15 protein-coding genes are annotated in these 16,505 nt (G+C 70.9%); 4 read left to right on the top strand and 11 right to left on the bottom strand.

Going from position 1 to position 16,505, the window contains the following annotated elements:
- The 3 genes from N1031_RS14595 to N1031_RS14585 are packed head-to-tail and all read right to left on the bottom strand — an operon-like array spanning position 1 to position 3,022.
- Positions 1-1,746 (bottom strand): hypothetical protein, encoded by a 1,746-nt coding sequence (locus N1031_RS14595; protein WP_259480429.1) that lies wholly within the window; start codon positions 1,744-1,746, stop codon positions 1-3.
- Positions 1,743-2,582, bottom strand: a complete 840-nt coding sequence (locus N1031_RS14590; RefSeq protein ID WP_259480428.1) for a glycosyltransferase family 2 protein — start codon at positions 2,580-2,582, stop codon at positions 1,743-1,745. The genes N1031_RS14595 and N1031_RS14590 overlap by 4 nt, the downstream gene beginning before the upstream one ends.
- Entirely contained in the window at positions 2,582-3,022 is a 441-nt protein-coding gene (locus tag N1031_RS14585; protein WP_259480427.1) for a GtrA family protein, read from the bottom strand. The genes N1031_RS14590 and N1031_RS14585 overlap by 1 nt, the downstream gene beginning before the upstream one ends.
- 105 nt (positions 3,023-3,127) lie before the next feature.
- Here N1031_RS14585 and rfbB point away from each other — a divergent pair, with 105 nt between their 5' ends.
- The 3 genes from rfbB to N1031_RS14570 are packed head-to-tail and all read left to right on the top strand — an operon-like array spanning position 3,128 to position 6,122.
- The gene (gene rfbB, locus N1031_RS14580; protein ID WP_259480425.1) at positions 3,128-4,114 is read left to right on the top strand and encodes a dTDP-glucose 4,6-dehydratase; all 987 of its coding nucleotides are present in this window, start codon (positions 3,128-3,130) and stop codon (positions 4,112-4,114) included.
- A 17-nt stretch (positions 4,115-4,131) separates the two neighbouring features.
- On the top strand, positions 4,132-4,983 hold the full coding sequence (rfbD, locus tag N1031_RS14575) for a dTDP-4-dehydrorhamnose reductase (protein ID WP_259480424.1): 852 nt from the start codon (positions 4,132-4,134) through the stop codon (positions 4,981-4,983).
- Complete coding sequence (locus tag N1031_RS14570; RefSeq protein ID WP_259480423.1) at positions 4,983-6,122, top strand: glycosyltransferase family 4 protein; 1,140 nt, start codon at positions 4,983-4,985, stop codon at positions 6,120-6,122. Before rfbD ends, N1031_RS14570 begins: the two co-directional genes overlap by 1 nt.
- Here the strand turns inward: N1031_RS14570 and N1031_RS14565 are convergent, their stop codons facing one another.
- The 6 genes from N1031_RS14565 to N1031_RS14540 are packed head-to-tail and all read right to left on the bottom strand — an operon-like array spanning position 6,123 to position 10,964.
- Complete coding sequence (locus tag N1031_RS14565) at positions 6,123-6,446, bottom strand: DUF2277 domain-containing protein (RefSeq protein WP_259480422.1); 324 nt, start codon at positions 6,444-6,446, stop codon at positions 6,123-6,125.
- Between the two features lie 33 nt (positions 6,447-6,479).
- Positions 6,480-7,895: an LCP family protein gene (locus N1031_RS14560; RefSeq protein WP_259480421.1), complete on the bottom strand. Its 1,416-nt coding sequence runs from the start codon at positions 7,893-7,895 to the stop codon at positions 6,480-6,482.
- Complete coding sequence (gene purE / locus N1031_RS14555; RefSeq protein WP_259480420.1) at positions 7,892-8,422, bottom strand: 5-(carboxyamino)imidazole ribonucleotide mutase; 531 nt, start codon at positions 8,420-8,422, stop codon at positions 7,892-7,894. Before purE ends, N1031_RS14560 begins: the two co-directional genes overlap by 4 nt.
- 16 nt (positions 8,423-8,438) lie before the next feature.
- On the bottom strand, positions 8,439-9,575 hold the full coding sequence (locus N1031_RS14550) for a 5-(carboxyamino)imidazole ribonucleotide synthase (RefSeq protein WP_259480419.1): 1,137 nt from the start codon (positions 9,573-9,575) through the stop codon (positions 8,439-8,441).
- 43 nt (positions 9,576-9,618) lie between these two features.
- On the bottom strand, positions 9,619-10,089 hold the full coding sequence (locus tag N1031_RS14545) for a PH domain-containing protein (RefSeq protein ID WP_259480417.1): 471 nt from the start codon (positions 10,087-10,089) through the stop codon (positions 9,619-9,621).
- A 5-nt stretch (positions 10,090-10,094) separates the two neighbouring features.
- Positions 10,095-10,964: a biotin--[acetyl-CoA-carboxylase] ligase gene (locus tag N1031_RS14540; protein ID WP_259480416.1), complete on the bottom strand. Its 870-nt coding sequence runs from the start codon at positions 10,962-10,964 to the stop codon at positions 10,095-10,097.
- A 151-nt stretch (positions 10,965-11,115) separates the two neighbouring features.
- Between N1031_RS14540 and N1031_RS14535 the strand changes: the two genes are divergently transcribed.
- Positions 11,116-12,687 carry an acyl-CoA carboxylase subunit beta gene (locus tag N1031_RS14535; protein ID WP_259480528.1) on the top strand — a complete coding sequence of 524 codons (1,572 nt, stop codon included), beginning with the start codon at positions 11,116-11,118 and terminating at the stop codon, positions 12,685-12,687.
- A gap of 308 nt (positions 12,688-12,995) precedes the next feature.
- On the opposite strand, the gene galE is transcribed toward N1031_RS14535, so the two are convergent.
- Entirely contained in the window at positions 12,996-13,961 is a 966-nt protein-coding gene (galE, locus tag N1031_RS14530) for a UDP-glucose 4-epimerase GalE (protein WP_259480415.1), read from the bottom strand.
- A gap of 19 nt (positions 13,962-13,980) precedes the next feature.
- Entirely contained in the window at positions 13,981-16,488 is a 2,508-nt protein-coding gene (locus N1031_RS14525; protein WP_259480414.1) for an MprF family protein, read from the bottom strand.
- Positions 16,489-16,505 lie beyond the last annotated feature (17 nt).

Genomic DNA, 16,505 nt, shown 5'->3' with positions numbered 1-16,505 from the left:
TCATGTCTGAAGTCTCGTGCAGACGAACCGGCCATCGCGCGACACGATGCGCCCGCCCGAGACGCCCAGGCGCTCGAGCTCGTCGAGCACGGTGGCACCGGTGCCGGCCGATGCGACGCGATCGATCACGAGGCCGCACGCACCGAGCCCCTCGACCGCCTCGACCATCTCGGACACCGGCAGCGAGGCCATCGCACCGGCACGATCGACGGGGCCGCGGCCCTTGATGCCGCCGCCAGACCAGCGCAGCGAGGTCGAGTGCAGGAACAGGCGCAGCTGATCGGAGTCGGTCACCCCGTTCACGGGAGGCGACTCGGGGAACGGGATGTACGGCAACTGGTAGAGCAGGCACCCGGGAGCGACGCTCCGTTCGAGGCGCCCCACGAACTCGGCGTCGGAACGGAACTCCGCCACGGTGCGCGCCCGCGCCGCGGTGTCGACCGGGGGGATCTGGTCCCAGACGGCCACCACGACGAGCAGCCCCGAGCACGCGACGACCATGGCACCGGCGACACGGCGACGTGCCACACGCTCGACCAGCAGACCGAGCACCAGGCCGAGCGCGGTCAGCGCCACGAGTGCCAGGAAGATCGCGATGCGGTTCCACGAGCGGACCGGGAAGCCGACGAACGACAGCGGCGTCGCCAGTCCGCCGACCGTGCCGAACAGGAAGGCCACGAACGCCAGGCCCGCCAGCACGGCGAGCCGGTCGACGAGCACCCCGGGCGCACGCCGCCACCCCGGCCGGCCGGCCGAGAGGAGCAGGAAGACCCCGACCACGATCAGCACCCCGAGTCCCGCCGAGGCGAGCAGCCCGAGCGCGGGCTCCTCCGAGGGCAGTGGGTAGTGCTCGTCGTAGAGCCGCCGCAGCTCGGCGAAGGGAGGGAAGCGATGACCGGGCACGGGCAGCAGCAGCGCGGCGAGCTTGAACGAGTAGAGCTCCGCCTCCGGCGGACTGCGCACCAGCACCGACTCGTTCGCTCCGTGCACGGCGCGGTACAGGATGCTCGGGGCGAGGTTCGCGGCGAGCGTCGCCGCGATCACGAGTCCCGCGGCCGCCGCCCCTCCGAATACCCTCCAGCGACGGGTGCGCCACAGCGTCGCGAGCCCCGCGACCGCCAGAAGCACCGCCGTGAACACCGAGTAGTAGCTCGACGCGGTGCCGAGGAGCACGAGGGACCCCACGGTGCACACGTTGCGGCGCGAGAGCACCCGGCTCGACCACAGCGGCAGTCCGTGCGCCGCCCGGAGTATCACGTCGAGCGCGAGCGGCACCACGAAGTAGGCGGAGAGGAACAGATGCCCCTCGCCCTTCACGAAGTGATAGGGCGCGATCGCGAACACCACCCCGAGCGCCACCGCGAGCATTCCCTTCACACCGGCGCGGCGCAGGAACCAGGTGGCGGTGACCGCCGCCAGCGGGAACCCGGCGACGAAGTACCCGTTCATCACCACGCCGACGTCGGAGGTGAACCACCGCGCGGCGGAGAACACCACGAAGTGCAGGTTGTCGGCCTGCGGGTAGTCGCTGTAGTACTGGCCGTACGGCGCCCCGAGGGCGGGCTGGTGCGTGAACCAGCCCGTCTCGAGGACGGTCTTCACATGCGAGGCCACGGCCAGCGCGTCACCGGAGTAGGCGAGCGGCACGCTCCAATCGAGACGCCAGAGGTCGAGACCGAACCACACGGCCGCCAGCGCGAGGAGCGCGGCCGCCGGGTAGGGCAGTATGCGACGGGCCGCGATCACGCGCCCACCCGCATCCCCCGGGCGCCGAGCAGGTAGTAGGCCCGGCGGGCGAGCGCCCGGCGGCGGGCGCGGCGGTCTCCGAGCCGCACGTCGGCGGCCGAGATGACCTCGGGCGCCTGGGCGCGGCACCAGGCGTGGTAGGCCGCCACCTGCCGCGCCTGCTCGCCGGCCAGCGCCACGCTCCACTGCCCGGAGCTGACCCGGAAGGCGGCGAGCGTGCGGGCCAGCGGCACGTAGCCGCCCGCGAACAACAGCTTCGAGTAGGTCAGCTGGTCGATGAGGTACGGGAACCTGGCCTCCCAGCCGCCCGCCGCCTCGAGCGCCTCGCGGCGCAGGAGCACGCAACCGGGTTCTCCGAACACGTTGGCGCCGCGGCGCACCGCGCACCGTACGGCCTCCACCCCCGGGAGGGGCCGAAGGGGCACACCCTGCAGCCCCCGCCCCCGCAACGTGACGCGGCCCCGGGCGTCGATCACATCGCGCCGGCTCGAGACGAGCGCGGCTCCGGGGTGCAGCTCGAGCGCCCGGGTCTGCAGCTCGAGCGCACCGGGGTAGAGCACGTCGTCGCCCGGGAGGAGCTTGAGATACTCCCCCGAGGCCGCCGCCGACACCCGCCTCCAGTTCGCCTCGGCCCCGCCGCCGGCGGGCGTGTGCAGTACCGTCAGCCGCGGGTCGGACCCGAAGGGTGCCAGGCGGGCGAGCGTGCCGTCGGTGGAGGCGTGGTCGGCGACGATCAGTTCGAAGTCGGAGTGCCGCTGGGAGAGCACGGAGCGCACCGTGGCCGCGATGAACGGGGCGTTCTCGAAGGCCGGCACGACGACCGAGACCCGGGGCATCAGTCTCCACTCCGGCGGAAGGAGACGTGCGAGTGACCGAACCAGCTCAGCACGACGGTGACGGTGAGAATGGACAGCTGAGCCGGGATGCGCGGCCAGCCGAGCCCGACCAGCAGCGGCAGGGCGACGGCGTTGACCCCGATGGCCACGAGGTACACGCCCTCGAACCGCACGAGGTCGCGCCACACGCCCCCGCGCACTCGGAAGACGAAGCGGCGGTACATCGCGAAGGCGAAGAGCACGCCCACGACGTGGGCGCATCCGAGGGTCGCGAGCGACCCGGCCGTCTCGTTCACCGCCGCGTCGACGATCGAGCCCACCGTGAGGTCGGCCGCCACGAACGCCACGAAGCCGACGGCGGTGTTGGCGGCGCCGACCGCGAGGAACGCCACCCGCCGGTCGCCCACCATCCGGCGCAGCAGTCGTGGTCGCTCCGTCACACGCCCACCCTAGATCATGAAGCTGAGCATTGCTCGCGACAGAGATCGCGTCGGGCGTGCGGCTACAATCGGTGCGACGACCACACCGAGGAGAACTCACCCATCATGAAGATTCTTGTCACCGGCGGCGCCGGTTTCATCGGCTCCAACTTCGTGCGCCGCACGATCGAAGACGCCTACCCCGGGCTCGAGGGCGCCGAGGTGGTCGTGCTCGACGCGCTCACCTACTCGGGCAACCTCGAGAACCTCGCCTCGGTGGCCGAGAACCCGCGCTTCACCTTCGTCAAGGGCGACATCCGCGACGGCGCCCTGCTCGACCAGCTGTTCCCCGGCCTCGACGCCGTGGTGCACTTCGCCGCCGAGTCGCACGTCGACCGCTCGGTGCGCGACGCCTCCATCTTCGTCGAGACCAACGTGCTCGGCACCCAGCAGCTGCTCGACGCCGCGCTCCGCAGCGGCCTGCCCCGCTTCGTGCACGTGTCCACCGACGAGGTCTACGGCTCCATCGCCGAGGGCTCCTGGGCCGAGGACCGCCCGCTCGAGCCGAACTCCCCGTACTCCGCCTCGAAGGCCGGCAGCGACCTGCTCGCGCGCAGCTACCACCGCACGCACGGCATGAACATCTCCATCACGCGCTGCTCCAACAACTACGGGCCCTTCCACTTCCCCGAGAAGGTCATCCCGCTGTTCGTCACCAACCTCATCGACGACAAGCACGTGCCGCTCTACGGCGAGGGCAACAACATCCGCGACTGGCTGCACGTCGACGACCACACCCGCGGCATCGCCCTCGTTCTGACGAAGGGCCGCGCGGGCGAGATCTACAACATCGGCGGCGGCACCGAGCTCACCAACAAGGAGCTCACGCAGCTGCTGCTCGACGCGACCGGCAAGGACTGGTCGTACGTCGACCGGGTCGCCGACCGCCTCGGCCACGACCTGCGCTACTCGGTGGACATCTCGAAGATCCAGGCCGAGCTCGGCTACGAGCCGCTGGTGCCGTTCGAGAAGGGCCTGGCCGACGTCGTGCAGTGGTACCGCGACAACCGCGCCTGGTGGGAGCCCCTCAAGGCTCGCGCGGCCCTGGCCTGAGCGCCGGAGCCGCTGACATGACGCGCTATCTCATCACCGGGGCGGCCGGGATGCTCGGCACCGACCTGCAGGCCGCGCTCGCCGGGCGCGACGTGGTGGCCCTCGGCCGCACCGAGCTCGACATCACCGACCCCGCGGCCGTGGCCGCCGCCGTGTCGGGGATCGACGTGGTGTTCAACTGCGCCGCCTACACCGCGGTCGACGCGGCGGAGAGCGACGAGGAGGCGGCCTCGGCCGTGAACGCCCTCGGCCCCGCCACACTGGCCGAGGCCACCGCGGCGAACGACGCCAAGCTCTTCCAGATCTCGACCGACTACGTGTTCCAGGGCGACGCCACGAGTCCCTATCCCGAAGACGAGCCGCGCGATCCGCTCAACGCCTACGGCCGCACCAAGGCCGGGGGCGAGGAGGCGGTCCTGCGCCTCAACCCGGCGGGCGGCTACGTGGTGCGCACCGCCTGGCTCTACGGCGCCAACGGCGCTAACTTCCCCGCCACCATGCTCCGGCTCGGGCGGGAGCGCGACTCGGTGAGCGTCGTGAACGACCAGGTCGGGCAGCCCACCTGGACCGCCGACCTCGCCCGACAGCTCGTGCTGCTGGCCGACTCCGGCGCCCCCGCCGGCGTCTACCACGGCACCAACTCGGGGCAGGCCTCCTGGTTCGACTTCGCCCAGGCAACCTTTCAGGAAGCCGGACTCGACCCTGATAAAGTCAAGCCCACAGACAGCTCGCAGTTCGTGCGTCCTGCCCCGCGTCCCGCGTACTCCGTGCTCGGGCACGACGCGTGGTCCCGAGCAGGATTGGAACCCATGAGGAGCTGGCGCTCCGCGCTCCATGACGCGGTGACCTCGGGAGTATTTGGAGAGTAATGGCGACGCTGCGGGTGATCATCGATCAGCTGGTGGCTCCCGTACCCGGCGGAATCGGTCGTTACACGCTCGAACTCACCCGGCAGCTCGTCGCCACCGCGCCGCGCAACTGCGACGTGGAGGGCATCGTCTCCGCCGTGCCCGCCGAGAAGGCGGCCGAGCTCGAGGCGCGCATCCCGGGCCTGGCGGGGCTGCACCGCGCCACGCTCGCCCGGCGCGAGCTCGCCGCCGCGTGGCAGCACGGCCTCATCGGCTCCTCCGGCGACGGCATGGTGCACGCCACCAGCCTCCTCGCGCCGCTCCGCAAGCACGACCGGCGGGCGCAGCTCGGCACACAGAGCGCCGTCACCATCCACGACGTGGTGCCGTGGACGCATCCGCAGACCCTCACCCCGCGGGGTGTGGCCTGGCACAAGGCGATGGCCAAGCGCGCCGCGAAGTTCGCCGACGCGATCGTGGTGCCCACGCACGCCGTGGCCGAAGACCTCTCGCGCTACCTCGACTTCGGCGATCGCGTGCGGGTCATCGGCGGCGCCGTGAGCGACGAGCTCACGCTGCCCGACGATCCGGCCGAGCGCATCGAGGCTTTGAACCTGCCCGACCGTTACATCCTGGCCGTGGGCACCCTCGAGCCGCGCAAGGGGCTCGCCGCGCTCATCCAGGCGCTCGCCCTCCCCGCCACGGGCGACCTGCCGCTGGTCATCGCCGGGCCCGAGGGATGGGGCGAGGTCGACGTCGCGTCGGTCGCCGCCTCGGCCGGGGTCGACTCGTCACGCATCCACGTGCTCGGGTTCCTCAGCGACTCCGATCTCGCCCTCGTGCTCGAGCGCGCCACCGTGTTCGTGTACCCCAGCCTCGCCGAGGGCTTCGGACTGCCGCTCATCGAGGCCTTCGGATTCGGCACCCCCGTCATCCACGCCGACGTGCCCGCGCTGCTCGAGGTCGCGGCCGGCGCCACCGTGGTGGTGGAGCGCACGACCCCCGAGGCCTACGCCGGTCAGCTGGCCGACGCCATCCAGCAGGTGGTCGACGACGGCGCACTGCGCAACCGGCTCTCCATCTCGGGGCTCGACCGCGCGCGCGCCTTCTCCTGGCGCGACTCCGCCGAGAAGGTCTGGCAGCTGCACGCCGACCTGTAGTCAGCCCGCCGTGCTCGAGGCGCGCTGGGCCCGCTTCTGCTCCTGGAAGACGCGGATCGCCTCGTAGCGCTCGGCCGAGCGGGCCTGCCGCTTCACCGCCTCCTGCTCGCGGTTCTTCGGCGGAGCCGGGGTGACGAGTCCGTCGAGCAAGTGCCGGGTCGCGTGGGCGATCTCGGCCACGGCACGGTCGAACACCTCTTGGTTCGCGCGCGAGGGCTTGGTGCTGCCCGAGATCTTGCGCACGAACTGCAGCGCCGCGTCGTGGCACTCCTCGTCGGTGGCGGCGGGCGCGAGGTTGTTGAGGGGCACGATGTTGCGGCACATGCCCCACTGGTTAGGCCGGGTGCGCCGCGCCGGCTACTGCGTGGGCGTGTCGGTCGCCGTGGAGAGCACGAGCGCGTCGGCCACCGTCTGGTGCACGAGGTCCCAGTCGGGGTCCTCCGGGTCGATGAGCGGTGGCGTGAGCTCGACGTTCTCGATCGGGAGGTCTTTGGTCTTCAGCGCCAGGTCGACGAAGTAGGCCAGGGTCGACTGCGGGATGTCGGTCTTCACGACCTGCGCGCCCGCCGCCGCGATGCCCTGGAACTTGGTGAGCACGTTCACCGGGTCGAACTGCTGCAGGATGGCGGTCTGCAGCTGGCGCTGACGCTCCATCCGGTCGTAGTCGCTCGTGGTGTGACGCGAACGGGCGTACCAGAGGGCGGTGTAACCGTCCATGTGCTGCATCCCGGGGTAGATCCACCCCTCGACCTCGTTGAGGTTCTCGTCGCCGCCCATCGGCAGTTCTTCGGTCACGTCGATGTCCACGCCGCCGAGCGCGTCGATGAGGTCGGAGAACCCCTGCATGTCGATGAGCACGTAGTACTGGATGGTGATGCCCAGGGCGCCCTCGATCGCATCCGTCGTCGCCTCGATGCCGGGCTCCGAGCCCTCGGCCTCGGCGTTCGGGTAGAGGTCGGTGTCATAGGCCTCGACGCGCGGGTAGAGGAAGCTGATCTGGCAGTCGCTGCCGCAGTCGTACACGCCGTCGGGGGCGTAGTCGCTGCCGATGAGGGGAGAGCCCTCGACGATGGGCACCTGCTGCAGGTCGCGCGGGATGCCGATCATGGTGGCCCGCCCGGTGTCGGCCTCGATCGAGACGACGGTCATGCTGTCGGGCCGCATGCCCTCACGGTCGGGTCCGGCGTCGCCGCCGAGCAGCAGGATGTTGTAGCGGCCGTCGACCGGGGGCTCGGCCGCCGCCTGCACCGAGAAGATGGAGTTCACGAGGTCGCGCTGCACGCCGGCGAGGAACGCGCCCCAGGCGGCGCCGCCGGAGGTGATGGTGAGCATGATGACGGTGAAGGCCGCGATCGCCCAGCGCGCCTTGGGGCCCGCCCGCACCAGCCGCACGAGTCGCAGGGTGTCGAGGGTGAGCACCACCCACAGCGCCGCATAGGCCACGAGCACGATCTGCACGAGCAGCAGCGGGATGGGCAGGGTGACGATCGAGAAGATCACCTGCGGCCAGATGTTGTAGACCACGAAACCGAGGATCGCCGTGATCCACAGCCCGAAGGTGAAGTAGAGGCCGAAGCGACCGAGCTTGCGACTGCCCGCGAGCACCTGAGCCGAACCCGGCATGAGCAGGTTGAGCACCACCAGCCACCACCCGCGCACCGTCATCGCCTTCTGCGACGAGGTGTCGGGGTAGCGGATCGGGCTCGCGGTGGAGCCCAGGGTGGAGCCCGGGTTGGTGCCCGGGGCGCTCGGGCGTGCGCTGAGGGTCGTCATAGGCGGGTCTGCAGGTCTTCGTTCTTCTGGTCGACGAGCTCGACGAGCGAGTCACGGTAGCGGTCGAGGGCGGCGGCCAGTCCATCATCGGAGGTCGAGAGGATGCTGACAGCGAGCAGCCCCGCGTTCTTGGCCCCGCCGATGGAGACGGTGGCGACCGGGATGCCGCCGGGCATCTGCACGATCGACAGCAGCGAGTCGAGGCCGTCGAGCTTGGCCAGCGGCACCGGCACGCCGATGACCGGCACCGTGGTGACGGCGGCGATCATGCCGGGCAGGTGGGCGGCCCCACCGGCCCCCGCCACGATCGCCTTGAGTCCGCGTTCGCGGGCCGTGCGCCCGTAGGCGATCATGCGCTCGGGGGTGCGGTGGGCGGAGACTACCTGCACCTCGACCGGTACGCCGAAGTCGCGCAGCACCTGCACGGCGTCGCTCATCACGGTGAAGTCGGAGTCCGACCCCATCACGACGCCCACGAGAGGTCTCGCGTCACTCACGTCACGACCGGGTTCTGAGGGCACGGGCATACCCTCACCCTACGGTTCAGTCGTCGAAGAACGCGGCAGCGGCACGCGCGTCGAACACGACCGCGTCGAGCTCGGCGCCCGAGACGGTGACGTGGCCGATCTTGCGGCCGGGGCGGGGGCCCTTGCCGTAGAGATGGAGCTTGGCCGTGGGCTGGTCGGCGAGCGCCCGCGCGGCGGGCCCGTCGAGGTCGCCGTCGGCGGGCCCGCCGAGGATGTTGATCATCACGCTCCACGGTTCGCGGTGCCCGGTGGCGCCGAGCGGCAGGTCGAGAACGGCACGCAGGTGCTGCTCGAACTGACTCGTGGTCGAGCCGTCGATCGTCCAGTGCCCGGTGTTGTGCGGGCGCATGGCGAGCTCGTTCACCAGGATGCGCTCATCCGTCGTCTCGAACAGCTCCACTGCGAGCACGCCGGTGACGCCGAGCTCCTCGGCCACGGTCGTGCCGATGCGCGCCGCCATCTCGGCCACGCGCCCCGCCGAGCCGGGCGCGGGGGCGATCACCTCGGCGCACACGCCGTTCTTCTGCACGGACTCGACGACCGGCCACAGCGTGAGGTCGCCGCTCGGCCGGCGGGCCACCAGCTGCGCGAGCTCGCGCCGGAACTCCACCAGTTCCTCCACGAGCAGCGCCCCGCCGCGGCCGTCCTCGTCGAGCGCCCTGAACCAGTCCTCGGCCTGCGCGGCGGACTCCACCACGCGCACGCCCTTGCCGTCGTAGCCGCCGCGGGCCGTCTTCACCACGGCGCGCCCGCCGTGACCGGCGAGGAACTCCTCGAGCTCGGCGGGGGTCTCCACCCGGGCCCAGTCAGGCATCGGCACACCGAGCTCGCCCAGCCGCTCGCGCATCGCCAGCTTGTCCTGCGCGAACTGCAGCGCATCCGGGCCGGGGTGCACGGCCACGCCCGCCTCGACGAGGGCACGCAGCACCGACTGCGGCACGTGCTCGTGGTCGAAGGTCACCACGTCGACGGTCTCGGCGAAGCGCCGCACCGTCTCGAGGTCGGTGTAGTCGCCCACCCCGGTGGCGGCGATCGCGGCCGACATGCCCTCGGCCTCGGCCAGCACCCGGATGTCGATGCCCAGCTCGATCGCCGGCGGCACCATCATCCGCGCCAGCTGCCCGCCACCGATCACACCCACTCTGAAAGTCACGAACCCATTATCCCGCCGCCCGGCGCCCGCGGCCCACCGGCCCCTATCGCAGCTCGTCGAGCATTCCGGCCACCAGCTTCGCCGACGGCACGTCGCGCAGCACCAGCGCGTGCTCGGGCCCGGCCAGTACCCGCACGTCGCCCGAGCCGAAGGCGGCCTGCAGCGGCGTGCGGCGCAGGCGCACCTCGGTGACCCGCTCCAGCGAGAGATCCTGCCGGTGGCGTACGAACAGTCCGGTGCGCGCGATGACGCGCCGCGAGGTGATGGTGTAGCGGTGACCGAGCCAGGCGAACACCGGCAGCAGCGTGCCGAAGAACACGAGGGCGCCGGCCGCGATCAGGATGCCCCAGTTCTGCCACTCCTCCGGCAGCCGCCCACCGAACCAGCCGTAGGCCCCCACGGTGGCGAACAACACCAGCACCGGCAGCAGCAGCCGCCGACCGTGCGGACGCACCCGCAGCACGATGCTCTCGGGCTCCGTGTCGCGAGGCAGCAGCGGCCCGGGGTGCGACACGGCGCTCAGGCCTCGTGCCTCAGATGGGTCACGTCTCCTGCCGCGACCACGAGCGGCTCCGCGCCGTCGTCGGGCTCGACCACGAGCCGGCCCCCGGCGTCGAGCGCCGTCGCCGTCCCGGTGCGCACGCCACCGCCCGGCAGCTCCACCCGCACCGCACGGCCGAGGGTGACGGATGCGCGGACCGCCTCGGCCACCAGCCCCGCGGCCTCGGCGTCGCCGTCGTGCGCGCACCAGGTGCGGTACAGGCCCGTGAGGTCGTCGAGGTACCCGGCCAGCACGGCATCCGTGCTCACCGACGACACCCCGGCGAGGGCGAGGGAGGTGGCGGTGGGCACGGGCAGCTGATCGGACGAGAGCGTGAGGTTCACGCCGGCACCCAGCACGATCCCCGCCGCTCCGGGCAGAAGCTCGGCGAGGATGCCGGACACCTTGCGGTCGCCGATGAGCACGTCGTTCGGCCACTTCAGACCCACCGGGCCGGAGTGTTCGGCGTGGGAGGAGCGCAGGGAGGCGGCTGCGACGAGCCTGCCGACGACGCGCGCCATCGCGATTCCCGAGAGCACCGGGAGGAAGCCCCACCGCTCCACCGGCACCGGCGCGCCGGAGGGGCCTGTGGGCCGCAGCAGCACCGAGATCGCGAGCGACCCGCCCGCGGGCGCCGCCCAGCTGCGGCCGAGCCGCCCCTTGCCGGCGACCTGGTCGTCGGTGGCGACCACCGCGAGGTCGGGCCAGCCCCGCGCATCCGGACCCGTCGCCAGCTCGGCCAGCACGTCGTTCGTGGAGCCCGCCGTGGGCAGCCAGGAGAGCCTCGCCGCGATCGCCTCGGCGAGGGGCAGCGGGGGATGCGGGCGCGAATGCTTGGGGGGGTGCACACGGCCAAAGTACCCGACGACCCCGGCGGCGCCCGTCAGCCGCGCACAAGCGGGAGGGTCAGCTTTGTAGGGTTTCATCAACGAGGAGGCCGGAGGGCTGGCCGGTAGAGTGAACCGCGTGAGTGAAGACGCAACCTCGACCCAGCCCGACATGTCGACCACGGCGGGCAAGCTGGCCGACCTCAAGAACCGCTACCACGAGGCCGTGACCGCGTCGGGCGAGGCCGCGATCGAGAAGCAGCACAAGCGCGGCAAGAAGACGGCCCGCGAGCGCATCGAGCAGCTGCTCGACCACGGCTCCTTCGTCGAGATCGACGAGTTCGTGCGGCACCGCACCCACGCCTTCGGCATGGAGCGTTCGCGCCCCTACGGCGACGCGGTGGTCACCGGCACCGGCACCATCCACGGCCGTCAGGTGGCGGTCTACGCGCAGGACTTCACCATCTTCGGCGGCTCGCTCGGCGAGGTGGCCGGCGAGAAGATCATCAAGGTGATGGACCTCGCGCTGAAGACCGGCGTGCCCATCATCGGCATGCTCGACTCGGGCGGCGCGCGCATCCAGGAGGGCGTGGTGGCGCTCGGCAAGTACGGCGAGATCTTCCGCCGCAACACGGCCGCCTCCGGTGTCATCCCGCAGATCTCCATCATCATGGGGCCCGCGGCCGGCGGCGCCGTCTACTCCCCCGCCCTCACCGACTTCGTCATCATGGTCGACAAGACCTCGCAGATGTTCGTCACCGGTCCCGACGTGATCAAGACGGTCACCGGCGAAGACGTGGGCATGGAGGAGCTCGGCGGCGCGCTCACCCACAACAAGGTCTCGGGCGTCTCGCACTACCTCGCCAGCGACGAGGACGACGCGCTCGACTACGCCCGCGCCCTGCTCAGCTACCTGCCCGACAACAACCTCGCCGAGCTGCCCGTCTACGACAGCGAGGTCGAGCTCGAGATCACGGATGCGGACCGCAAGCTCAACACCGTCATCCCCGACTCGCCGAACCAGCCCTACGACGTGCACACCGTCATCGAGCACCTGGTCGACGGCGGCGAGTTCCTCGAGACCCAGCCGCTCTACGCGCCCAACATCGTGGTGGGCTTCGCCCGCATCGAGGGCCGGAGCGTCGGCATCGTGGCGAACCAGCCGAGCGCCATGGCCGGCACGCTCAACATCGAGGCCGGCGAGAAGGCCGCGCGCTTCGTGCGCTTCTGCGACTCGTTCTCCATCCCCATCCTCACCCTCGTCGACGTGCCGGGCTACCTGCCGGGCACCGACCAGGAGTGGACCGGCGTCATCCGCCGCGGCGCGAAGCTCCTCTACGCCTACGCCGAGGCCACCGTGCCGCTGGTCACGGTCATCCTGCGCAAGGCCTACGGCGGCGCCTACATCGTCATGGGCTCCAAGCAGCTCGGCGCCGACATCAACCTCGCCTGGCCCACCGCCGAGATCGCCGTCATGGGCGGTCAGGGCGCCGTCAACATCCTCTACCGCGGCGAGATCAAGCGCGCCGAGGAGGCCGGCGAAGACGTCGCCGCCGTGCGCACCAAACTCGCCAACGAGTACACCTACAACGTCGCCAGCCCCTTCCTCGCCGCCGAACGCGGCGAACTCGACGGCGTCATCGAACCCGCCGCCACCCGCGTCTCCGTCACCAAGGCCCTCCGCGCCCTCAAGACCAAGCGCGCCTCCCTGCCGCCGAAGAAGCACGGGAACATACCGCTCTGATTGCTGCGCCGCCGCTTCTGCGGCGCAGGCGGCATGCGCCGGTCCGGTCGCTCTCGCGGCCGGGCCGGCGCCCTGGGTCATCGATAACGGCCTGTTGCGTTCGTTTCCGCACAACACCCCGCACGAGAACGCAGTCTCGCGACCGCATCCCTCATTTTTGTCTCTTTCCCTTCCCCCTCCTCTGTCTGGGGGGAAGGGATCTGTTCGTGCGTGAGCGAGGGGGCCGGGTGATCACACCCCCGCCGCCTTTGAGCTCGCTCAACCCCTAGGCGGGGGTGGGATCACCCGGCCCCCTCGCGCCCCGCGCACTACAGAGCGGCAGCCTCCCGCGCCTCCCAGGCCGACCTCACCATGTCGTCGAGACTGTGCCGCATCTTCCAGTCGAGGTCGCGGGCGGCGAGTTCGCCGGTGGCGACGATCTGAGCCGGGTCGCCGGGGCGGCGCGGTGCCTCTTCCGGGGTGAACGGGATGCCCGTGGCGGCGGCGACGGCGGTCATGATCTGGCGCACCGAGACGCCGTCGCCCGAGCCGAGGTTGTAGGCGGGCAGCAGCGGGGTGCCGGCGTCGAGCGCGCGGGCGGCCTCGACGTGGGCGAGCGCGAGGTCGGCCACGTGGATGTAGTCGCGCACGCAGGTGCCGTCGGGCGTGGGGTAGTCGGTGCCGTTGATGCGCGGCGTCTTGCCGGCGAGGAGGGCGTCGAACACGAGCGGGAAGAGGTTGTGCGGGCTGGTGTCGTAGAGCGCGGGGCTGCCCGAGCCGACGACGTTGAAGTAGCGCAGCGAGGTGTGCTTCAGGCCGTCGGAGACGCCGAGGTCGCGCAGCAGCCATTCGCCGATGAGCTTCGACTCGCCGTAGGGGCTCTCGGGGCTCTTCGGGGTGTCCTCGGTGACGATGTCGGTGGGCGGGGTGCCGTAGACGGCGGCGCTGGACGAGAACACGACCTTGTCGACGCCCTGCTCGAGTGCGGCCTTCAGCAGCACCGCCATGCCGGTGACGTTCTGCTCGTAGGTGTGCAGCGGGCGCTGCACCGAGACGCCGGCGTACTTGAAGCCGGCGATGTGGATGACCCCGGTGACCCCGTGTTCGGCGATGGTGCGCGAGACCAGCTCGGCGTCGAGGATGCTGCCCTCGACGAACGGCACGTCGGCGGGCACGAACTCCGCGTGCCCGCTCGAGAGGTCGTCGAGCACGACGGGGGTCATGCCCGCCTCCTTGAGCGCGACGACGACGTGCGAGCCGATGTAGCCGGCTCCTCCGGTGACCAACCAGGACATGGGTTCCTTTCGAGGGGATTCAGCGCACCAGAGTACGCACGAGCGACACGGCCTCCTTGGCCGACATCGAGGGCAGGTAGGCCTTGCCGATCGCCCCGCCGATGGTGGGGAGCGCGAGCGGGTCGGGGTAGGCCATGTGGATGGTGGAGTAGGTGGGGTTGAACTTGGCCTTGAACTTGAACAGGGAGGAGAAACCGTAGGCCGGCTCGAGCGTCTTGGCGAGGAACTCGCTCAGCTCGGTCATCACCGTCGGCGCCGGCGCCTCGGCACCCTTGGGCAGCGGCGCCTGGGCCAGCGGCGCCCCCGAGAGGCTCAGCACCTCCACGCCGAGCTCCTTCATGTGGAGCGCGGCCGAGGCGATGAGGAACTCCATCGTGCCGCCCATCGACTCGTCGGCCCGCCGCATGAAGTCGAGGGTGTAGCCCACGGCGATCCCGTCGCGGTACATCGGCAGCCAGCTCGTCACGGCGGCGATCCGCCCCTCCGAATCGAGGGCCAGCATCAGCGCCACGTCGGGGTCCTTGATCTCCTCGAGCGCGCCGAGCGTGAAGCCCATCTCGGGCAGCTCCTTCTCCGACACCCACGCCTCCGAGATGGCGTTGATCTGCGCGACGTAGGGCCGGGAGAGCTCGTCGTAGGTGGTCCACAGCGTGGTCATGCCCTCGCGCACGCCGCGGTTGAGCGAGGAGCGCACGTTCTGCCAGGCCTTGCCCGTCATCTCGAGCGTCTGCGGGTGCATGAGGGTCTCCTCGCCCACCGACATGTGTTGCCACTCCATCTCGTCGAAGACGGGGAGGAACTGGTCGTGCACGCTGTAGAACACGGGGATCCAGCTGTGCGCGTCGCAGAAGGCCGCGAAGTCCCGCACCACGTCTCGCTCCGTTCCCGGGAGGCACACCGGGTCGGACATCGTGATCGCGACACCGTTGATGACCCGGTACGCCACCGCCGCATCCCCGGCCTGGTTGAACCAGTAGACGTTGCCCGGCCAGGTCGTCATCCACCCCAGTGTTCCGCCACCGCCCCTCCGCAGCAGGGCCCGGATGCGCTGGTGGTCGCCCACCGAGACCGACTGCTCGTCGGCCTGCAGAAGCTGGAACGCCGCGACCGTGAAGACAATCCAGAAGGCCGGCCCGATCCATTGGAACAGCACGAGCGCCACACCCGCCGGAGGCACCAGCGCGTCGCCGGTGACGCCGATGATCGTCACGGGGAGGAACCGCCTGGGCAGGTCGAGCACCAACTCCACCACGGTCGTGCCCTGCGGCAGGTACGAGCCGATCACGAACGCCCCGGCGATGCTGTAGACCAGCGCGAGCACCGCGAACCCGGCCGCGACGGTGACGGCGAACCGGATGACGGCCTCCCGCGGCGCCTTGAGCGCGAACCGGCGGCGTTGCACGAAGAGCAGCACGGCCACGGCCGCGGGCACCGCGACGGTGGAGCCGGCCCACACGATGTACTCGCCGATGTCGATGGCGCCGAGCGCGCTGGTGTCGGTGTCCTCCGGGATGAAGGAGGCGACCAGGCCGAGGAAGACGAAGGCGAGCACGATCTGGGCGAGGTTGGTGGCGATGCCGAGCCACAGCGCGAACCGCCGGCCGCGCCGCAGACCCCACGCGGCCAGGAGTAACAGGGCCAGCGGCACGAAGGTCTGCACGACAGGCCCGACCCCGCCGAGCTGGGCGAGCCGGGTCACGTCGTCGCACACCGTCGACGTGGCGGTGGAGCAGAGCTCCTCGATGTCGGCCGCGGTCGGGAAGATGTCGCCGTAGAAGCTGCCCGCCAGGCCAAAGGCGCCGCTGCCGTTGGGGTCGAGCAGCGACACCAGGGGGCCGATCGCCACGATCACGACGATGGTGGCGACGAGCACCCGCACCTCGCCGAACGAGCTCTTCAGCCATGTGATGCGCCGGCTCCGGCCCGAGAGCAGGTGGCCGAGCACCAGTCCCGAGACACCCGCGATGAGGCGGTAGACGGTCGAGGTGTCGCCGACGTAGAGGGCGAACATGATGAGCAGACCGAACACGACGAGCCGGATGCGCCGCCTCCAGAGCGGGCCCATCACGGCCGTGGAGGCCACCAGTGCGCCGACGATCGGGGTGAGCGGGTCCATGGTGAGGTCGTAGCTGGTACCGTCGGCCCACCACTCGCCCGCGAGCGAGCCGATCCACTGCACGAGCACGCCGAGGCCCACGCCCAGGAGGCCCGTCACGAGGAAGACGGCGACGAGCCTGACCCTCCCGAGCATCCGTTCGGCCACGCCGAGCAGCACGAGGGAGGCGAGCACGCCCCAGACCAGCTGGAAGGGATCCCACGGAATGCCGAGCGCGGTGATGACCGTCCACCAGTGGCCCATGTCGATGACGGTGGTGACCCCCGCAGCCCAGGTGTCGCGGGTGATCTCGGAGGGTGGAGCGAAGAAGGTGCCCACCACGAGCGAGGTGACCACGATGAACGCGGCGAACCCGATGCTGAGCGGCACCGTGGAGAGGTACCTCCCGACGAACCTCGCGGTGTTCCTCATCCCGTCTCCCCCGTCGC

Origin of the sequence: Herbiconiux moechotypicola (assembly GCF_024979255.1) — a bacterium.
GTDB lineage: Bacteria > Actinomycetota > Actinomycetes > Actinomycetales > Microbacteriaceae > Herbiconiux > Herbiconiux moechotypicola.
The sequence above is the reverse complement of the archived record's forward strand: the minus strand, read 5'-3'. Positions and strand labels throughout refer to the sequence as shown.

Bases quoted from the DNA above. Each gene is read 5' to 3' on its own strand.
- N1031_RS14590 (WP_259480428.1), bottom strand. From the start codon at position 2,582: ATGCCCCGGGTCTCGGTCGTCGTGCCGGCCTTCGAGAACGCCCCGTTC.
- rfbB (WP_259480425.1), top strand. From the start codon at position 3,128: ATGAAGATTCTTGTCACCGGCGGCGCCGGTTTCATCGGCTCCAACTTC.
- rfbD (WP_259480424.1), top strand. From the start codon at position 4,132: ATGACGCGCTATCTCATCACCGGGGCGGCCGGGATGCTCGGCACCGAC.
- N1031_RS14570 (WP_259480423.1), top strand. From the start codon at position 4,983: ATGGCGACGCTGCGGGTGATCATCGATCAGCTGGTGGCTCCCGTACCC.
- N1031_RS14565 (WP_259480422.1), bottom strand. From the start codon at position 6,446: ATGTGCCGCAACATCGTGCCCCTCAACAACCTCGCGCCCGCCGCCACC.
- N1031_RS14560 (WP_259480421.1), bottom strand. From the start codon at position 7,895: ATGACGACCCTCAGCGCACGCCCGAGCGCCCCGGGCACCAACCCGGGC.
- purE (WP_259480420.1), bottom strand. From the start codon at position 8,422: ATGCCCGTGCCCTCAGAACCCGGTCGTGACGTGAGTGACGCGAGACCT.
- N1031_RS14535 (WP_259480528.1), top strand. From the start codon at position 11,116: ATGTCGACCACGGCGGGCAAGCTGGCCGACCTCAAGAACCGCTACCAC.
- galE (WP_259480415.1), bottom strand. From the start codon at position 13,961: ATGTCCTGGTTGGTCACCGGAGGAGCCGGCTACATCGGCTCGCACGTC.
- N1031_RS14525 (WP_259480414.1), bottom strand. From the start codon at position 16,488: ATGAGGAACACCGCGAGGTTCGTCGGGAGGTACCTCTCCACGGTGCCG.